The sequence below is a fragment of the Rickettsiales bacterium genome (genome assembly GCA_029252805.1).
GTDB lineage: Bacteria > Pseudomonadota > Alphaproteobacteria > Rickettsiales > JALZUV01 > JALZUV01.
This window is the reverse complement of the sequence record JAQXAR010000009.1, coordinates 1-19,605: the sequence shown is the minus strand read 5'-3', so window position 1 is coordinate 19,605 and position 19,605 is coordinate 1. Positions and strand designations below refer to the sequence as shown.

12 protein-coding genes and 2 rRNA genes are annotated in these 19,605 nt (G+C 50.6%); 6 read left to right on the top strand and 8 right to left on the bottom strand.

Annotated features, from left to right (window positions below):
* The first annotated feature begins 151 nt into the window (after positions 1 to 151).
* The 6 genes from guaA (at position 152) to P8P30_01630 (ending at position 8,442) form a co-directional block, all read left to right on the top strand.
* Positions 152 to 1,699, top strand: coding sequence for a glutamine-hydrolyzing GMP synthase (guaA, locus tag P8P30_01655; GenBank protein MDG1286250.1), 1,548 nt, complete (start codon positions 152 to 154; stop codon positions 1,697 to 1,699).
* 3 nt (positions 1,700 to 1,702) lie between these two features.
* Entirely contained in the window at positions 1,703 to 2,332 is a 630-nt protein-coding gene (locus tag P8P30_01650) for a tetratricopeptide repeat protein (protein MDG1286249.1), read from the top strand.
* A gap of 1 nt (position 2,333) precedes the next feature.
* Positions 2,334 to 3,653 (top strand): PQQ-binding-like beta-propeller repeat protein, encoded by a 1,320-nt coding sequence (locus P8P30_01645; protein ID MDG1286248.1) that lies wholly within the window; start codon positions 2,334 to 2,336, stop codon positions 3,651 to 3,653.
* A gap of 5 nt (positions 3,654 to 3,658) precedes the next feature.
* The gene (gene der, locus P8P30_01640; GenBank protein ID MDG1286247.1) at positions 3,659 to 5,029 is read left to right on the top strand and encodes a ribosome biogenesis GTPase Der; all 1,371 of its coding nucleotides are present in this window, start codon (positions 3,659 to 3,661) and stop codon (positions 5,027 to 5,029) included.
* 113 nt (positions 5,030 to 5,142) lie between these two features.
* The gene (gene flhB / locus P8P30_01635) at positions 5,143 to 6,213 is read left to right on the top strand and encodes a flagellar biosynthesis protein FlhB (protein ID MDG1286246.1); all 1,071 of its coding nucleotides are present in this window, start codon (positions 5,143 to 5,145) and stop codon (positions 6,211 to 6,213) included.
* A gap of 66 nt (positions 6,214 to 6,279) precedes the next feature.
* Positions 6,280 to 8,442, top strand: a complete 2,163-nt coding sequence (locus P8P30_01630) for a response regulator (protein ID MDG1286245.1) — start codon at positions 6,280 to 6,282, stop codon at positions 8,440 to 8,442.
* Between the two features lie 13 nt (positions 8,443 to 8,455).
* Here the strand turns inward: P8P30_01630 and P8P30_01625 are convergent, their stop codons facing one another.
* The 8 genes from P8P30_01625 to P8P30_01590 form a co-directional block, all read right to left on the bottom strand.
* Positions 8,456 to 9,943: an HlyD family type I secretion periplasmic adaptor subunit gene (locus P8P30_01625; GenBank protein ID MDG1286244.1), complete on the bottom strand. Its 1,488-nt coding sequence runs from the start codon at positions 9,941 to 9,943 to the stop codon at positions 8,456 to 8,458.
* Positions 9,943 to 11,685, bottom strand: coding sequence for a type I secretion system permease/ATPase (locus P8P30_01620; protein MDG1286243.1), 1,743 nt, complete (start codon positions 11,683 to 11,685; stop codon positions 9,943 to 9,945). Before P8P30_01620 ends, P8P30_01625 begins: the two co-directional genes overlap by 1 nt.
* A 123-nt stretch (positions 11,686 to 11,808) precedes the next feature.
* On the bottom strand, positions 11,809 to 14,322 hold the full coding sequence (locus P8P30_01615; protein MDG1286242.1) for a calcium-binding protein: 2,514 nt from the start codon (positions 14,320 to 14,322) through the stop codon (positions 11,809 to 11,811).
* A 218-nt stretch (positions 14,323 to 14,540) separates the two neighbouring features.
* The gene (locus P8P30_01610) at positions 14,541 to 15,230 is read right to left on the bottom strand and encodes a class I SAM-dependent methyltransferase (protein ID MDG1286241.1); all 690 of its coding nucleotides are present in this window, start codon (positions 15,228 to 15,230) and stop codon (positions 14,541 to 14,543) included.
* A gap of 118 nt (positions 15,231 to 15,348) precedes the next feature.
* Complete coding sequence (locus tag P8P30_01605) at positions 15,349 to 16,623, bottom strand: ABC transporter ATP-binding protein (GenBank protein ID MDG1286240.1); 1,275 nt, start codon at positions 16,621 to 16,623, stop codon at positions 15,349 to 15,351.
* Positions 16,613 to 17,401, bottom strand: a complete 789-nt coding sequence (locus tag P8P30_01600; GenBank protein MDG1286239.1) for an ABC transporter permease — start codon at positions 17,399 to 17,401, stop codon at positions 16,613 to 16,615. Before P8P30_01600 ends, P8P30_01605 begins: the two co-directional genes overlap by 11 nt.
* A 456-nt stretch (positions 17,402 to 17,857) precedes the next feature.
* Positions 17,858 to 17,973: ribosomal RNA gene (gene rrf / locus P8P30_01595) — 5S ribosomal RNA — on the bottom strand.
* 163 nt (positions 17,974 to 18,136) lie between these two features.
* Positions 18,137 to 19,605: ribosomal RNA gene (locus tag P8P30_01590) — 23S ribosomal RNA — on the bottom strand; the annotation flags it as partial.

The following is a 19,605-nucleotide window of genomic DNA, read 5'->3' as shown; positions in this document are numbered from 1 at the left end:
AATGCCAACCCCTCAATCACCTAGACTTAGGGGTGTAAAACAGTTCCAACCCCTCAATCGCTTCTTCTTTGTGGGTTTTAAACAACACATCTTTCACCCACCACCGCCTTTCCGGTTGTCAGCCCCGCCGCAAATGCTTATAGATACTCGCATGAATGACCGTATTTTGATTCTCGATTTTGGTTCCCAAGTTACACAACTGATTGCACGACGCGTTCGTGAGTCTGGGGTTTATTGCGAAATCCTTCCTTTCAATGTTTCGGATGAAAAGATTCGCGACTTTAAACCTAAAGGGATTATCCTCTCCGGCGGCCCTGCATCGGTAAGCGGTGAAGCATCGCCCAAAGTTAACAAAATAGTGTTTAAAATGGAGCTACCTATCTTGGGCATCTGCTATGGCCAACAGGGCTTATGTGATAGTTTAGGCGGCACGGTCGCAACCTCTGACCACCGCGAATTCGGACGCGCACAATTAGAAATTAAAAAAGACTCTTCTCTTTATAAGGGAATTTGGGAAACCGGTAAAAACTACCAAGTTTGGATGAGTCACGGCGATCGCATCACTCAATTGCCCAAAGGCTTTGAGGTGATCGCAACCACTGAAGGCGCTCCTTTTGCCGCCATCGCAGATGAAAAACGTCACTATTATGGAGTGCAGTTCCACCCTGAAGTGATGCACACGCCTGACGGTGCAAAATTACTGCACAACTTCACTCATGCGATATGTGGCTGCTCAGGCGATTGGTCGATGGAGCATTTCCATACGGAAGCCATTTCCAAGATTCGCCGTGAAGTCGGTACCGACAGAGTCCTTTGCGCGGTGAGTGGCGGAGTCGATTCTTCTGTCGTGGCAAAACTCCTGCACGAGGCGATCGGCGATCAGCTTATCTGCGTCTTCGTGAATACGGGCTTACTGCGCGAGGGTGAAGGCGAAGAAGTGCGCAAGCGCTACGCGGAAAATTACCATGTGCCGCTAACTTATGTCGATGCAAGCCGCTTATTTCTGCAGCGCCTTGCGGGTGTAAGTGATCCGGAACGTAAACGTAAAATTATTGGCGCAGCCTTTATCGAAGTCTTCGAACAAGAAGTCGAAAAAGCCGGTGGCGCTGATTATCTTGCCCAAGGCACGCTTTATCCTGATGTGATTGAGTCCGTTAGTTTTACCGGGGGCCCGAGCGTTACCATTAAATCACATCATAATGTGGGCGGCCTTCCTGACCATATGAAGTTAAAGCTTATTGAACCGGTACGCGAGCTGTTTAAAGATGAAGTGCGCGCCCTGGGCGAAGAGCTCGGCATGGCAAAAGACTTGCTTGCACGCCATCCCTTCCCAGGCCCGGGCCTGGGAATTCGCATCCCTGGCGAAGTAACAGAAGAAAAAGCCAATATTTTACGCAAAGCCGATGCGGTTTACCTCGATGAGATTCGTAAGGCCGGGCTTTACGATGAAATCTGGCAAGCTTTTGCCGTTCTACTGCCGGTACGTACCGTTGGCGTGATGGGCGATAACCGTACCTATGATTATGCCTGCGCCTTACGCGCGGTGACTTCAACCGATGGTATGACAGCAGATTACTATCCGTTCAGCCATGAGTTTCTTGGTCGGGCAGCAACGCGTATCATTAATGAAGTGCGTGGGATTAACCGCGTCGTTTATGATATTACCAGTAAACCTCCCGGAACGATTGAGTGGGAATAGAAAATGGCTAAGAAAAAACCTGACCCTGAAAAAGAAGCACAAATCGCTGATGATCTACTTATCCGTGAAGTGGATGATGATCTACGTGCGGAAAAACTTCAAAACTGGTGGCAGAAATTTGGCTCGCTACTCGTAGGAGGCTGCGTCACGATCGTGGTGGCCACGATTGCGTATCAAATTGCGAATTCTTACCGCGATGGCAAGGCTGAAGAGCGCACCGCCACTCTACTTGAGGCGATTTCTTTGGCTGATAAGGGCCAAACGGAGACGGCCCTCTCAAAACTTTCGCCTCTGGCACAAGAAAACTCATCTGCAGGTGCGCTTGCCGGCTTACAAGCAGCCTATCTAAAACAGAAAGGCGGGGCTACAATGGCCACAGCATTTGAAAGTTTGGCACAACAGGATGAACAACCTGTCATTGCTGATCTCGCCAAAATTCAAAGCGAGAAGCTTGATGCGATTGGAAAAGAGAGCCCGTTTTATGCACTTGCGACGGAACAAAAAGCCATTAAATTTATCAATGGCGACAAAAAACCCGAAGCACGTAAATTGCTTTTAAGCTTACTGGATCGCACGGACCTTCCAAACAGCCAGCGTCAGCGCCTGAACGAACTCCTGCAGGGGGTTAATTAACATGATGCGCGGTATTCTTTTGACGCTTTCTTGCACGATGTTACTGGCTCTTTCGAGCTGTAACTACCTGCCCGATTGGATCGGCGACCAAGAAGATGAAAAGATCCTTCCTGGCGAGCGCATCGCGCTCAAACGCCGCGCCGAATTATTCGAAGCGGAACTTCCAGCCGCCGAAGGCAACATTCAATTACCGCCTGAACGCCGCAATGCATCATGGAACCAACCGCTTGGCAGCTCTGCTGGCGTTTCGGATCACCTCACACTTGCGCAGCCCTTACAAGTTGCCGCCTCTACTTCTGTCGGCGAAGGCACTTCTTTTAGCACCCTGATTATTCCTGCGCCGGTCATCGAGAATGGCCGTGTATTTGCACTGGATGGCAACGGCGCCTTAAGCGCGCATGATAGCACAAGCCTTGAACTTATCTGGCAATCTGACGCACTTGTCAGTGAAGATAGCGACGATTCACTGCTTGGTGGCGGCTTGGCTGTGGCCGGCAAAGTGCTTTACGCCGCCAATGATGAAGGCAAAATTATTGCCCTCTCTACCGAAGATGGCCGCCTATTTTGGCAGCAAGAACTGAACCTTCCCTTACGTGCAGCGCCACGCTTGATCGGTAAAATCTTGCTCATTCTCTCCGCCGACAACCAATTACTCGCACTCAATCGCCGTGATGGCGAACCACGCTGGATTCATCAAGGTTTGAATGATCAGGCGAGCCAATTGCAATCGACCGTTCCCGCCGCCGGTGGCGAAATGGTGCTAGCCACTTATTCTTCCGGCGAAGTTACCGCCCTTTCACTGAAAGACGGATCTGAGTTATGGTCCGATATGCTAGCCGGTAGTGCACAGACCGCGTTGCAAGACGAACGCTTTGGCGCGCTGAGCACCTTAATGACGCCGCGCGTCTCTTTCGCCGGATCGGCTAAATCTTTCACGGCTTATATGACCGGCAATGGCCGTCGTATTTGGGAACGTCGCGTCCCCCTCGCTGCACAGCCTTGGCTGACAGGCACCACACTTTATATGCTAACGACCGACTATCAGCTTATGGCCGTCAATGGCGGTAACGGGAAAATTCTTTGGGTGCAAACCCTTGATAAAAAAGACGGTGGATCGACCATTCTATGGCAACATCCGATCGTTGCTTCTGACACGGTCTGGATGGTTGGCAGCCACGGACAATTAAAAGCCTTTAACGCTCTGACCGGAGAAGAAGGAAATGCCCTCGAAATTCCGGAAGGGGTTGTCGCCGCACCGGTTATTGCGGATGGCGCCCTCTACCTAATGGATAAAGGAGCAACGCTACACGCGTTGCGTTAAATATTATGCTCACCCTTGCACTTGTAGGTCGTCCGAATGTCGGAAAATCGACCCTGTTTAACCGCCTCACCGGCACACGCCACGCAATTGTGGATGATCAACCAGGTGTAACCCGCGACCGTCGCTATGGCGAAGGCAATATCGGACCGATGGATTTCCGCGTTGTAGACACGGCCGGAATGGAAGATGGCCGCGGCACAGGCGAGCTACAATCACGTATGCTAGACATGACACGCGACGGCATTCAAGAAGCCGATATCGCCGTGATGATGATTGATGGGCTCGCAGGCGTAACACCTGAGGATTCCTATTTCGCTCGCTGGCTACGTAAAACCGGAAAGCCGGTGATTCTCGCTGTGAATAAAGCGGAGAGCAAACGCGCACATCCCTCACTTTCCGATGCGTGGGAGCTTGGGCTGGGCGAGCCTGTGCCCATCTCCGCCGAACATGGCGAAGGTCTGGCCGATCTTTACGATGCGCTAACCGATACGTGCCAAGAACATAAACTGGATCAATTTGGCACGGATGAGCCGGAAGAAGACAAAAACACCCCCCTACAGCTCGCCATTATTGGCCGTCCCAATGCGGGGAAATCTACCCTCATTAACGCGCTGTTAGGCGAAGATCGCGTATTAACCGGCCCTGAAGCCGGCGTCACCCGCGACGCTATCGCCATTGATTGGAATTGGGGCGATCGACCGATTAAATTGGTCGATACGGCCGGTTTACGCAAACAAGCTAGACGTAACGAAAAGCTCGAACGTCTTTCTGCAGTCGATTCCATGCGCGCCATTCAATATGCACATGTGTGCGTACTATTGCTCGATGCCGCCTGCCCGCTGGATAAACAGGATCTGATCCTCGCTGATCATATCGTCGAAGAAGGCCGCGGACTCGTGATCGCTGTCAATAAATGGGACGAAGTCGACCGCCCTGAGGCCTGGATGACCGCGCTCAATAAGATTGTCGAAAAACGCCTCGCCATGGTGCGTGGTGTCGTGATTTTGCCGATCTCAGCCGAGAAAAAGACCGGCTTTAAAGACCTAATGCAAGCCGTGTTTGAAGTGTATGAGCTGTGGAATACACGCATTCCAACCGGCCAGTTAAACCGCTGGCTCGACGGGATGTTGCTCGATCATCCACCGCCACTCACCAAATCGAAACGCCCGATCAAGCTCAAATATATCACGCAGATTAAAGCACGCCCGCCCACCTTCGCACTGTTTGCCACGCGTAAAGACAAGCTGCCAGAAAGCTATCGTCGCTATCTGGTCGGTGGTATCCGCAAGGCCTTTGACCTGCCCGCCACGCCAATACGCCTAACCATGCGCGGCGGCGAAAACCCCTATGCGCATAAGGCAAAAAAGACCCGATAGAAGGATATTTCTTCGCACTTGTAGCAAAGAGCTCCTCTCTTATGTTTGCCAGATTATATCGACAAACAACTTAATGCTGATTAGTGGCTCCATTCTTGCTACAGTAGGACTCTATGGCAGAAGGCGGCAAAGACGATTCGGAAAAAACCGAAGAACCCACCCAGAAACGCTTGGAAGAAGCACTGAAGAAGGGGCAGGTCTACCAATCGCGTGAAGTCAATAGCCTGTTCATCCTGTTTACCTTTGCCATGATTCTCGCCTGGGGCGCCGATAGCGTCTTTCGCAGCGCCGCCAATAATATGGCGCAATTTATCCAACGCCCCGAATCGATCCCGGTAGATGCTTCTAGCCTTGGAGATGTGCTGGAAGTTACCGTCGCCAATGTCGCGATCACGATGTCCATCCCCATGCTAGCCTTTGTCGCTGCGGTTTTACTGGCCGGATTTGGCCAAAAACCTTTGACCATTTCCACAGACCCGATCAAACCTAAATTAGAGAAAATCTCTATCCCCAAAGGGATTAAGCGAATGTTTTCCATGCGCTCGATTACGGAGTTCCTGAAAGGTATTTTTAAAATCTCTGTGGTGGGTTTCGTCGCTTTTTGGGTCGTTTGGCCACGCCAGCAGGAGCTACAACGCCTTCCCAACACCGATCTTGGCGGTTTAATGGACTTCCTCAAAGACTCTGCCGTCGCCATGTTAATTGGGGTTATTACGGTCGTCTTCTTCATCGCCCTACTCGATTATTTCTACCAACGTTTCGAATATATGAAGAATTTGCGCATGTCGAAACAAGATATTAAAGACGAATATAAGCAGCAAGAGGGCGACCCGATGGTCAAAAACCGCTTGCGCCAGATTCGCATGGAACGTGCCCAAAAACGGATGATGGCGAATGTTCCCGGCGCCGATGTGATTATCACCAACCCGACCCACTACGCAGTGGCACTCAAATATAACCAAGGCAACATGGCCGCACCAGAAGTGGTCGCGAAGGGTAAAGACAAAGTCGCCTTCCGCATCCGTGATGTCGCCGATAAAAATGATATCCCGATTGTTGAAAACCCGCCGCTTGCGCGGGCGCTGTTCACTGTCGATGTCGAGGATGAAGTGCCGTTAGAGCATTATAAGGCCGTGGCAGAAATCATCTCTTATGTTTACAAACTTAAAGGTAAGAAGCTTTAGGCACCGCTAATTCTTGCTCATGTCCCATTTTAGTGCATCCTTTTAGACAGATGAAAGGGAGTCTTAATGACCCAACCTATGACCACCGAAAAACCTAGCCCGCTACCTCGCTTTATGGCGATATTTTTTGCAGCGCTGATTATCATTCTTTCCACCAGCACTTTAGTGCATGAGGCCGATCGCTACGCAATATTTCTGTTCGTGCTAATTTTGCTGCTTGGCGGCTTATTCGCCATTTGCTATCGCTTTATGAAACAGCAAGATGAGCTCACCTCGCTCGCTCGCTTCCAAACAGCCCTCTTCTCGGCGGCCGCGCGCAACCAATCAGCCTTTTACCTGATCATTCGTGACGGAAAAACCGTCGAATTTACCGATACAGAGTTCCAAAAATCCTTCCCTGATGCAGCAGCGCTTGCGCCCAAAGGGCTTAAAGCCATGATGGATAGCCTGCAATTGCCTGAAGAGGCCCAGCGCACGCTTAATCATGCCATTACAACGCACCAGAACGCCTTCATCAAAGAAACGCTCGTCGGTGAAGAAGAGGGAGACTTTATTCTCTCCTATGAATCACTCAACAAACCGGATGAGTATGGTGTCTTACGGGGCCGTCCATTCGTGGAACGCGAAAACCTCAAGACAGGCGAGGCACCGGCAGAGGAAGCAAAGCAAGAGGCTTCCGCCGCTATCATAACCTTAGATACATCGCCACTAGAACCTTTCATTGCCAATTCGCCGCTCGCCGCCGCGTGTCTGGATATGAATGGCAAGATCACCAGCTCCAACGCTTCGTTCCGTGAGCTGACCGATACAACTGATAAACCGGCTGGCTGGCACTTTATCGAAGCCGTCGATGACGAAAATCGTGCCGACATTACCGCACGATTGGATAGCTTAAACACAGAAAGCGCCGAAACCTCCCCCCTTGATGTGACGATGGAGAGCAACAAGGAACATTCCGCGATGCTCTATTTCAGCCGCTATGAGAAAAGAAATGGCGATCCGCAAATTCTACTCCACTTGATTGATACGACGGAGCAAAAAAGCCTCGAAGTGAAATATGCGCATTCACAAAAGATGCAGGCGGTCGGTCAACTGGCTGGCGGCGTCGCGCATGATTTCAACAACTTGCTCACTGCAATGATCGGCTTTTGTGACCTTCTGTTACAGCGTCACCCTGCTGGAGACCAATCCTTTGCCGATATTATGCAGGTGAAACAAAATGCAAATCGTGCGGCTAACTTGGTACGTCAATTGCTGGCTTTCTCACGTCGTCAAACATTACAGCCCAAAATGCTAGAGCTAACCGATGTGGTGGCTGAACTGTCCAACCTTATCCGTCGCCTCATTGGCGAAAGCATCGACCTAAAAGTTGTGCATGGTCGCGATATCGGGCATGTGAAAGCGGATCAAGGCCAGCTCGAACAAGTGTTCATCAATCTCGCCGTTAACGCACGCGATGCGATGGGCGATGGCGGGATGCTCACGCTCAATACCAGCGTGATCGACATTAAAAACGCCAAAGATCTCGACGATAATTTGGTCGCTCCCCCGGAAGAAGACCCGATCCAACCGGGTAACTATGTGCTGGTTGAATTTGTCGATACAGGCTGCGGCATTGAACCTGAAGGCCTACAAAAGATTTTCGAACCGTTCTTCTCTACGAAAGAAGTCGGCGCGGGCACTGGCCTCGGCCTTGCCACGGTTTACGGTATCATCAAGCAAACGGGCGGCTATGTTTATGTCGATAGTAAGCTGGGTGAGGGCACACGTTTTTGCCTCTATTTCCCACGCTATGAACTTGAAGCGGGTGCGGCAGCGGCAGCAGCGGCAATCGAGATCGAAACGCCTGCAGATTTGACCGGCGACAGCACGATCCTACTGGTCGAAGATGAAGAGCCAGTGCGTAACTTCGCGGCGCGTGCCTTGCGTAATAAAGGCTATACCGTGCTCGAAGCTGATTGCGGCGAGCAAGCAATTGAGGTGATTGAAGAGCATGGCGACAAGCTCGATGTGATTGTAAGTGATGTCATCATGCCTGGCATGAATGGTCCTGAGATGATCAAGAAAATCGTACCCGACCATCCGAATGTGAAGATCATCTTCATCTCGGGTTATGCGGAAGATGCCTTTACCGATTCCTTCGGCGATGATTATGAGTTCAACTTCTTACCCAAGCCCTTCACGTTGAAGCAACTGGCAGCCAAGATCAAAGAAGTCGAAAACGAATAGGCTCAGTGAACGACTACTCTTCGCGGAAAGCCTTGCGGAAGCTGTCTGTAATCGGCGTCATCAAATAAGAAAGCACACTGCGCTCACCCGTTACAATCAACGTATCGGCTGGCATGCCCGGTGAAAGATGGATACCCTCATTCTCTTCTAAAGCCTTTTCACTCACACGGATACGCGCACTGTAATAAGGCATCCCGGTACGCTTATCTTCAAAACGATCCGGTGATACATGTATCACCTCCGCATTCAAAGGTGGCACACGGCGTGTAGCATAGGCTGAGAGCATAACACGTGCCTTTAAGCCGGGGCGCACTACATCAATATCTTGCGGTGATACTTTCGCTTCAACCAGTAACTCATCAATCGGTACAATTTCCATGATCGCATCACCGGGGCGGATCACTCCACCAATCGTATGCACTTTTAACGCCGTTATAATGCCCGACAAAGGCGCATTAATGATAATACGGTCAATGATGTCGGCGGAAGCCTTTAGACGCTCCTGAAGGTCGGCTATCTTATCAACCGTTTCGCGCTTTTCTGTCGCCACTTTATTAGCAAACTCATTGCGACCATTGATAATTTGGAGATCAGCCTCAGCGATGGATTGTTCCGCACGTGAAATACGCGCTTTAAAGTTACCACGATCGCCCTTGAGGCTCGCTTGCTGGCGTTGCAATGCCAACAGACGCGGCTTTTGCGCATTGCCTTGCTTGAGGAGTTTACGCACGGCGCGAATCTCTTCAGCCAAAAGCGCAATTTGCTCAGAGGCAGAATCAATCTGTGCCTGCAAACCAACAATCTCTTCTCTAAACTGTGCCTTCTTCTGCTCTAATACTTTGGCCTGCCCTTGCACGCTCGCACGACGAGACTCAAATAAGCGCTTCTGGCTGATAATAATTTCTGTCAGGGTTTGGGTCGGCTTTTCTGGATTGAGTAACTCATCCGGAAAGGCAATCTCTGGCGTATCGTCACGCTCTGCAATCAAACGCGCTTCCGTTGCGCGGGCAGTTTGGTATTGCTTACCAAACAAATCCATCCGCGCACGTGCTGCGGTTTCATTCAAGCGAATAAGTGGCTGACCGGCTTTAATCGTCTGTCCTTCACGGACATAAATCTCTTCGACAATCCCGCCTTCTAAATGCTGAATCGTCTTTTTGTTACCGGAAAGAATGATCTTACCCGGTGCAATTGCCGCACTCGCAAGCGGCGCAAACGCTGCCCATAAGCCAAGGAAACCGAAAACGAAAATCATCATCCAGCCGCCCACAATAATCGGCTGACGCGTCACATCATTAGGCGTATCGCCTCCCGATGAAGCAGGAGCCATCCAGTTATTGACATAGTCCAAGAGCCCCATGACACGACTGATCAATGGCATCACCTTTTCTAAAGGAGATTGCATCTCGTCAGGCGCAGCAGCTTGCGCCGAACCATCAATCGCTTGATCTGCAGGAATTTGAGCCGTTTCGGCTTTTAGAGGTAACGATTCTTCGCCCATTACTCTGCCTTTGGTTTTGCTGGTTTTATTTTTTTACTGGAAGCCGGTGCAGGCTGCGCTTGCGTATATTTACTCAAGACTTCATCGCGCAGACCAAAATCTTTAATCATCCCGTCCTTTAACATCAGGATCTTATCAACGCTGGTCACGATTGACGGCTTATGCGCCACTAAGATAAAGGTGATACTCGCTTCTTTCATGCGAATAATCGTTTCACGTAACGCCGTCTCGCCTTCGCCATCCAGATTGGCATTTGGCTCATCCAACACGACAAAAGACGGTCTCTTATAAAGCGCACGCGCAAGACCTACGCGCTGGCGTTGCCCGGGAGACAGACTCACCGAAAGCGCATTGAATTCTGTTTCATAGCCTTGCGGCAAACGTAAAATCATTTCATGACAACCAGCAAATTGTGCGGCAGCGATGATATCTTCATCCTTCGCATCCGGTTCCATCCGCGCGATATTTTCGCGAATTGTGCCCGGGAAAAGTTCAACATTTTGCGGCAAGTAACCCACATATTGCCCCAGATCTTCACGGTTCCAATGGAAAATATCCACCCCATCCAAACGCACTGAACCATGCGTTGGCGGCAAGATACCCATGAGCAAACGCGCTAAGGTTGATTTACCGGCAGCAGAGGGACCTATCAGCCCGAGACTCTCATTCGCATTTAACGCGAAAGAAACAGCCTTCAAAATCGGCGCGGACCCACGTGGTGGCGTATAGACCAGTTGCTCTACCTGTAGAGTCCCGCCCGGAGCCGGCATTTGCATCGTCCCGCGCAAACGCGGCACATCCGTCAAAGCACTATCCAAACGATGATAAGCATCACGCGCTAGAATCAGCTGTTTCCACGTACCAATCGCGCCTTCAAACGGTGCGAGCGCACGCCCCATCAGAATCGAGGCACCAATCATACCACCGACGGTCAGTTCATTTTGTAGGGCAAGCCATGCACCGACGCCAATCACGGCAATTTGCAATCCCATCCGCACAAAACGCGAAAGCGAGACGAGGAGATTCGAACGATCCCCAGCCAGAGCCGTCAAAACCTGGGCGCGATCGCTATGCGACTTCCACAAGGTTGTTAAGGTCGGCAACATCCCCATCGCCTCAATCACTTCGGCGTTACGGCTTGCCGCATCGGCAAAAAGCATATTCTGATTCGCCAGTTCATTCGCATCATCGACAGGCTTCTTCGTTGAAAGCTCCACCGCAACACCAAAGCCCAATAAGAGGACCGCACCGACAAGCGAAAGCAGACCAAGAAGCGGGTTGATCAGATAGATCGTAATAATGAAAATGATCGACCACGGCGTATCCAATAAGCTGGTAATACCCTGCCCCGAAATAAAGTTGCGCAATGAGTGTAGCTCACGTTGGAACTGCCCGGCGCTGGCCGGAATACCAATCGCGCTATTTTCAATCGCAACCGCCATCAAACGAGGCGAAAGCAAGGATTGCAGCCAATCACTCATACGCGCCAATATCACACCACGTATAGCGGTAAAGATCGCATAGAACACCAAACAGCCCGTCGCAACCAAGGTCAGCATTAAGAGCGTGTTGAAGTTATAGCTCATGATCACACGATCGAGCACTTGCAGCGTATAAATCGGCATAGCAAGCATCAGCATATTCGCCGCAAAAGAGAATACGAATACCCAGTAAAGCGGTCGCTTCGCTAGCTTAACAATTTTTGCGAGCTCTCGCTCTTGGGCTTTATTTTGTGGTGCCATAATGGCGGGACTATAACCGAATCATCTAAAAGGGCAACCGTTGAGATAGCTCAAAATTTAGACAAAGAAAAGGGCCGGAAAGTTTCCCTCCCGGCCCAATTTCTTGTGTGACTTAACTTCGTTCTAAGCGAAAGTAGAGAAGTCAGCAACAGTGAGCGTAAACGCACCGTCAAGTTTCACTAGGATGTCTACACCCGCAGTGAAAGTACCCGTAGCATCGTTAGTAACCAATGCGTAAGTGTTACCACCGAACTGGAATGACGTACCTTGCGCGTTAACCGCACCAGTTGCCAGACTAGCTTCAGCAGCGTTTGCCGCTTCAAGAAGCGTCGAAGCGCCTGCACCTGCGTTCAGAGCTGCAAGAACAGCCTGAGTCGTAGATTGTGCAGTAAATACTTCAGTACCTTGGTCGGTGAATGCTAGCGTATCGTCAGCAGTCACCCAATCAGTGATGCTATCTACAGAGGCAACCAAAGCAGCATCTGTACCAGCAGCAGTTGACGTGTCAGTCGCTGCGAAAGTAAAGGTATCAGTACCTGTACCACCGGAGAGAGCTTCAACACCCACACCACCGGTGATTCCATCATTACCAGCACCGCCAGAGATGATGTCGTTACCAGCGCCTGCAACGATTGTATCGTTACCTTCGCCACCCGTAATGCTATCAATGCCAGCACCTGTAGTGATCGAGTCATTACCCGCACCACCGTCAACTGTATCAGTACCGCTGAATGTCACGATAGTATCGTTACCACCGTTACCATTTACAGTTACGTTACCAGTCGCTTCACCAAGATCGATACCATCGTTACCAGCACCACCTAATACGCTAAAGGTATTAGCAGTCGTTGCACCTGTATCAGTCAACGTCAGGGCGTTACCTGAAGTCAATACAGTTGCATCAACCGTGCTAATGCCAGCGGCTTCAGCAGCTGTACCCACTACGATACTACTTGCAAAATCAGCAAACTTAACCGTGTCGACACTTGTTTTATTAGCAAGCTCAGCAGCTGTGATCGTTGGAGCATCAGTGAAGGTCAGGATATCAGTACCTGCACCACCGGCGAGAACATCACCTGCAGCAAAGTTAGCTTCAGCAAAGCTGAACGTGTCACCCGCAGTACCAGCGATCAAATGATCAGCCTGTGCAGAACCCGTTAGAGTATCAGCACCACCGTCGAAGTTAGCAATCAACTTAGAGCTATCAGCCAAAGTCAAGTTCAGGTCACCAAGGAAACCAGAAAGAACCAAGGCGCCGTTAGCACCAGATTCGATCACTGTACCTGTAGAACCCTGAGCAACCGTCAAAGCTGTAGATGCGATACCTGCAGCATTACCGAAATCGAGGTTAACTAGGCTATCAGAAGAATCCATGCCTACGATTGTTACGTTAGTATCACCGATAGTTGCAACGTCGATTGTGTCGTTACCTGCAGAAGCAGTGATCGTCACTGTATCCAAAGCAGAAGCGGTTACGTTAACTGTATCGTCACCCAAGCCACCGTTGATCGTTGCTGTAGCAGTTACCGTGTTATCAGTACCGATATAAGAGATGATATCGTTGCCTGCGTTACCGAAGATACCAGCAGATGCCAATGCACCACCATCCGTTACTGTAATCGTATCAGCACCTTCAAGTGTGTTTGCATCAGTTTCGCCGTTACCACCGTAAACAACAGCAGACGTTACGCCAGCATCGCTAAGAATGATAGAGTCATCACCCCAACCACCCTGAAGTGTTACTGCGCCAACAGCCGCAGTTGCGCCATCAGTGATAGTATCGTTGCCGATACCCGCATTAACGAAAGTTGTTCCGCTTGCTTTACCAGCGTAGTTAATCGTATCAACACCAGCGTTACCATAAACAGTTGCGTTATGAACACCCAATGTGATCGTGTCGCCACCATCAAGAGAATCAGTTGTGCCTGCACCACCGATGATGCTTACATCACCTGTAACTGTCGCAGTACTGATAACATCAGCACCACCGCCAGCAGTGATATTCAAAGAACCAGCAACAATTGCAGAGTTTACGATATCAGCGCCATCAGCGAGGTTAAGGTTAACCGTTGAACCAGCCGCCGCAGCACCCAAAGTAACAGTATCGTTACCCAGACCTGTGTTAGCATTCACCGTGTTACCCGCAAGCGTATCGCCCAAAGTAACAGTATCGTTACCTGCGTTAGCGAAGAGCGTTAGGTTACCCGTTGTAGTCGCTGTGATAGCGTCAGCACCATCAGTGCTGTCAGTTTCACCTGTACCACCGTAGACAACATCGTTACCCAACAAGCCAGTTGAGAGAGTGTCGCCACCGCCCATACCGAAGATAAGGTCACTACCAGTTGTACCAGCGATAGTATTCGCTGTTGCGTCTAGCGCGTCGTTAGTTGTGTTGTCACCCACTGTAAGAGTGCCACTAGCAACTGAGATATTTTGGTTAGTACCGCTACCGACGAGTTCGCCGAGAGTTGTGCCTGTCAATGTTACTGTACCAATGTTAGCAACGGTAACAATCAGCGAAGTACCTGATTGTGTAAGCGTTACTACGTCTGCGCCATAGGCAATATTCAGATCATCAGCATCCTGGTCGAATGCAATGCTCTGGCCTAGAACGGTATCAAAACTATATGTTGTCATTTGGAAAACCTCTTCCTTTATTTACTAAAACTTTAAGCCAAAATCTATTCATTACGCTCCCCAAAGAGAGCTTTGAAATCACACTAGTCATAACTCCACCCAACCTAATTGCAAGCATAAATAAGACAGAAATCGCGGTAGAATCTAAGGTTTATGCACGTGTTGCAAAAATAACAACCTGTCACCTTGTCGCAACGCGCGCTAGTGCTTGCTTTGCGCTACTGCTTTACAAATTTTAACATTTGCTGGCCGCGCGGATGGTTCCATTCGCCCGCCCCCTCTAAACGCCAAGAAAGCCCCGAAATCGCATATTCAAAGTCAGAAATTCGATAGTGATACGGGTCACTCAAGCTGGTCGTGATGACCGGTTCGCCCTCAATAGCGCCATTTTGGGAATAAGCTTGCGTCAAAGCGTGCCCCTCCGGGCATAAGAAAAAGGTCGCGTAGAAAACCCCGCCCGCCACCATATGTGATTCGAGCTGAATTAAACACTGGCGTATATGATTAAGGGGAAGGTGCGTAAAGACCGATTGTGCGATCGCGCAATCCATCGGCGCATTCAGGTGCGAGAAATCAAATTCCGCATTCGCCGCCAAGTTCGACTGTGGCAGCTTCAAACGCAGCTCATCACTCAATTCTTGCTCATACCCCGCCTGAATGAGCTCTTGCGCCAAATCTTGCCCATAGTAGTTGCCTGCATCGAGATAATCGACGGCCAAATGGCCGAAACGCAAAGCGCCACAGCCAATATCCAATACTTTATGCTCCGGCGTCAGGCCTTCGCTTTTAAGAAAATCGAGCTGCAATTGCCCCATTTCATCCCACAAACCACCAATCGCTGCACGATGCCGCCCTTGCTCTACTTCACGCGTAATCGCATTCGGGTCATAATAAGCGGAGGGCTTCATAATACTTCTCCCTCTTGATTTTGTTCCAAATTCAAGAGGCGCTCACCGCACTGCGCAGACTGCGCCAAAAATCTGGCGGGGCGGCTTTTCCAGCCTATCCTTGAGATTAAAGAATGAATCATAATACCTCTACCTTGCTGCTAAAATTCAAATCGGTTAGGCCACCCAAGGTGATGCCTTTTACTTTGCGCGGCGTAAGCACCTGTAACTCCATCGCATCGACTTTGCGATGCAAATAACGCTCATCGCCGTCCACACTGCCCATCACCCCCACATTAAGGAAGAACATACCCGGACATAAATGACAGGTGAAATTATATTCAATCTGCACTGACTCGCCGGCCTTAGCACGCTCCACCTTATGCTCGCCGAGACTCAAGGTCGCCGCCGCCACCTCCACTCCGGTACGGTTTTTCAGCATCATTCCGCAGCAAATATCCTCGACATCCGCCTCAAAATGAATCTGATAACGGATCTTATAATCTGCGCCCTGTGATAGAGTCGTGATCGGTTCACCTTTCTTGGTGAGAATCTGCAACGCTTCAATACGGCCACCATTGGGCACATATTCATGCCCCGTTTTCGATTCTGTCGTCACCGTCAGCGCCGCGCCCTCACCTGCAATGATTTGCTCAAGCAATGCCGCGCGCTGATCTGCTGGAGCATTCAAATAACGATGATACTCTTCGGTAATCGCCTTCGGTTCGCCATCCATAATCACATCGCCACGATCGAGCCAGATGACCCGATCACAAAGCTGCACAATGGCTTGCGTCGAATGCGATACAAATAGAATGGAGGTGCCACTCTCACGCATCTGCTCAATACGACGGAAACATTTACGCTGGAAGGCTTCATCGCCGACACTCAACGCTTCATCGACAATCAATACTTTCGGCTGCACGGCCGTGGCCACAGCAAAGGCCAACCGCACCACCATCCCGCTCGAATAAGTCGAAAGCGGGCGATCAATAAACTCGCCGATATTGGCAAATTCGAGGATAGAATCAATACGCTCCGCCATCAACTCACGGCTAAAGCCAAGGATGGCGCCATTTAAATAGACATTCTCGCGCCCAGTAAAATCAGGATTGAATCCAGCGCCCAACTCAAGCAACGCCGCGACGGTGCCGTCAGTGCTCGCCTCGCCCGTCGTCGGTGTCAATGTACCCGCCAAACATTGCAACAAGGTTGATTTACCGGAACCATTACGGCCAATAATGCCAATGGTTTGGCCTTCTTCAATTTCAAAGGAGAGCGGCTTTAGCGCATCAAAACGCTTACCAATACCCACCCCCCCCGGACGCAACAAACTCCACAAACGCTGGCGCGGCGAATCATAGAGCCTGTAGCTCTTCGATAGGTTATTCACGACAATGGCATTAGAGGACATCGGCAAACCCCTTACGAACGCGCTTAAAAAACGCATAACACAATCCAGTAAAGACCAGTGAAACCCCGCCATAAATCGCGAGCGACTTAAAGGCTGGCACCCCACCCCAAAGCATCACTTCGCGCGCTTGGGTAATAATGAGAGTCAGCGGATTAAGCGACAGAATCGGACGATAACTTTCCGGTAACGCCTCAGGCGGAAAGAAGATCGGCGACAGAAACAACATCGCCATCATAACCAGCCCAATAATCTGGCCAATATCACGTAGATACACACCTAGCGCGGCTAAGAACCATGCCGCACCCATCACCGCAATGATAAAAGGCAACATCACCACCGGCAACCAAAGCGCCGTTAAATGGAGGGTACCGGTAATAAAATAGATCGCGCCCAGCAAGATGAGCGTAGAGAATGCTAGGTGAAACAAGGCCGCACCGAGCGGTACGAGCGGCAACATCGGCAGCGGAAAGATGATCTTTTTCACATAATTCGCCTGCCCCGTAATCGAGCTCACCGCGCTGGTCAGCGTTTCAGCCATCAGCGCGTGAATCATCAACCCGGTAAAGAGAATCACCGCAAACTGCCCCTGCGGCTGCCCCTCCGGCAACGGCCAGCGCGCCTTAAACACCACCGAAAATACAAACGTATACACCGCCAGCATCAAAAGCGGATGCAATAACGACCAGCCAAAGCCCAGCGCCGTCCCGCGATATTTAGACGCCACCTCCCGCTTCACCAGCGAAAGATACAGCGGGATATGTTGCGTAATAGTTCCCATGAAGAGGGTTTAGCGGAAGATGGAGAGATTGTCATGTATTGAGGTAAGTTGCTTTTCAACATAAGCTGGCAAACAAAAACCCTCACGTTAACGTCCGTAAATAAGACGCGAAAGCTCCAATTCACGAGTATTTAAGCGCCCTTCAATGCCGCCTATACGAATCAAACAGCTACGCCCATGCAGTTAAAGAGAATTAGACGCTTTAGCCAAAAGCTTAGAGGTTAGTCTGGAATGGCTAGTCTGAGGAAAATAGCCCTTGAAACAAGTTCAGGGTGACAATGTTAGATAATAAAGGGAGGCCAGTAGGCTGAGCCAGCCATGAGCCCGCGAAGCGGCGTTCCATTTGAGCGACAATATGTCGCGCAGAGGGAACGAAACCAATGCCCCCAAACGCAAAAAACCCCGCAACATGTGCGGGGCTCTCTGTATCTTCATGCCAAAAAGCCGGCTTAATAAGCTTGGCGACGACCTACTCTTCCACACCTTAAGGTGCAGTACCATCGGCGCTAAGAGGTTTCACTTCCGTGTTCGGGATGGGAACGGGTGGGGCCACTCTTGCCATAGTCACCAAGCTAATTAAACCGGCTTGTCGGCCAAACTGATAACTTATCGAGATAAGCTCTGAGTCTGTATTTGAAATAGGTTATTCTGACTGCTGTTGCTAGCAATTTGCTAGTCAATTCAGCGATATTGTACAGTTTTTACACTGTATACGTGCAATTCAAGTTGTCTAAAAACTTAAATTCAATCGAGCAATTAGTACTGGTTAGCTTCATGCATTACTGCACTTCCACACCCAGCCTATCAACGTGGTGGTCTTCCACGGCTCTGATAGGGAAATCTAGTTTCGAGGCGAGTTTCCCGCTTAGATGCTTTCAGCGGTTCTCCCTTCCGTTCGTAGCTACTCGGCGATGCTCCTGGCGGAACAACCGATACACCAGTGGAACGTCCACCCCGGTCCTCTCGTACTAAGGGCAGCTCCTCTCAAATTTCCAACACCCACGGCAGATAGGGACCGAACTGTCTCACGACGTTCTAAACCCAGCTCACGTACCTCTTTAAATGGCGAACAGCCATACCCTTGGGACCTTCTCCAGCCCCAGGATGAGATGAGCCGACATCGAGGTGCCAAACGATGCCGTCGATATGGACTCTTGGGCATCATCAGCCTGTTATCCCCGGCGTACCTTTTATCCGTTGAGCGATGGCCCATCCACGAGGGACCACCGGATCACTATGACCGTCTTTCGACTCTGCTCGACTTGTCAGTCTCGCAGTCAGGCAGGCTTATGCCATTGCACTCGACGACCGATTTCCGACCGGTCTGAGCCTACCTTCGCGCGCCTCCGTTACTATTTGGGAGGCGACCGCCCCAGTCAAACTACCCGCCACAGAGGGTCCCGGATCCTGATTCAAGGATCGCGGTTAGACGCCAAACAGGTCAAGGGTGGTATCTCAAGGGTGGCTCCACCAGAACTAGCGTCCTGGTTTCAAAGCCCACCACCTATCCTGCACGTGACATGTCTGACGTCACTCTGAAGCTGTAGTAAAGGTGCACGGGGTCTTTCCGTCTAACCGCGGGAACCCCGCATCTTCACGGGGAATTCAATTTCGCTGAGTCTACGTTGGAGACAGCGGGGAAGTCGTTACGCCATTCGTGCAGGTCGGAACTTACCCGACAAGGAATTTCGCTACCTTAGGACCGTTATAGTTACGGCCGCCGTTTACCTGGGCTTCAATTCGCAGCTCTCACCACTCCTTTTAACCTTCAGGCACCGGGCAGGCGTCAGACCCTATACGTCGTCTTACGACTTCGCAGAGCCCTGTGTTTTTAGTAAACAGTCGCCACCCCCTGGTTTGTGCCCCCAGCTCCAAGTTGCCTTGGAACCGGGCCTCCTTCTCGCGAACTTACGGAGGTATTTTGCCGAGTTCCTTCAACATAGTTCTCTCAAGCGCCTTGGTATTCTCTACCTATCCACCTGTGTCGGTTTAGGGTACGATCTTATAGGAGGGCTATTTCCAGGAACCCGTTAGCAGCCCATTCAATCCAATAAGGATGAACTACGTCTCGGATCCGTCACCACTCCACGGCCCAGGAATATTAACCTGGTTCCCATCGACTACGCCTTTCGGCCTCGCCTTAGGGGTCGGCTTACCCTGCTCAGATTAGCTTTAAGCAGGAACCCTTGGACTTTCGGCGAGAG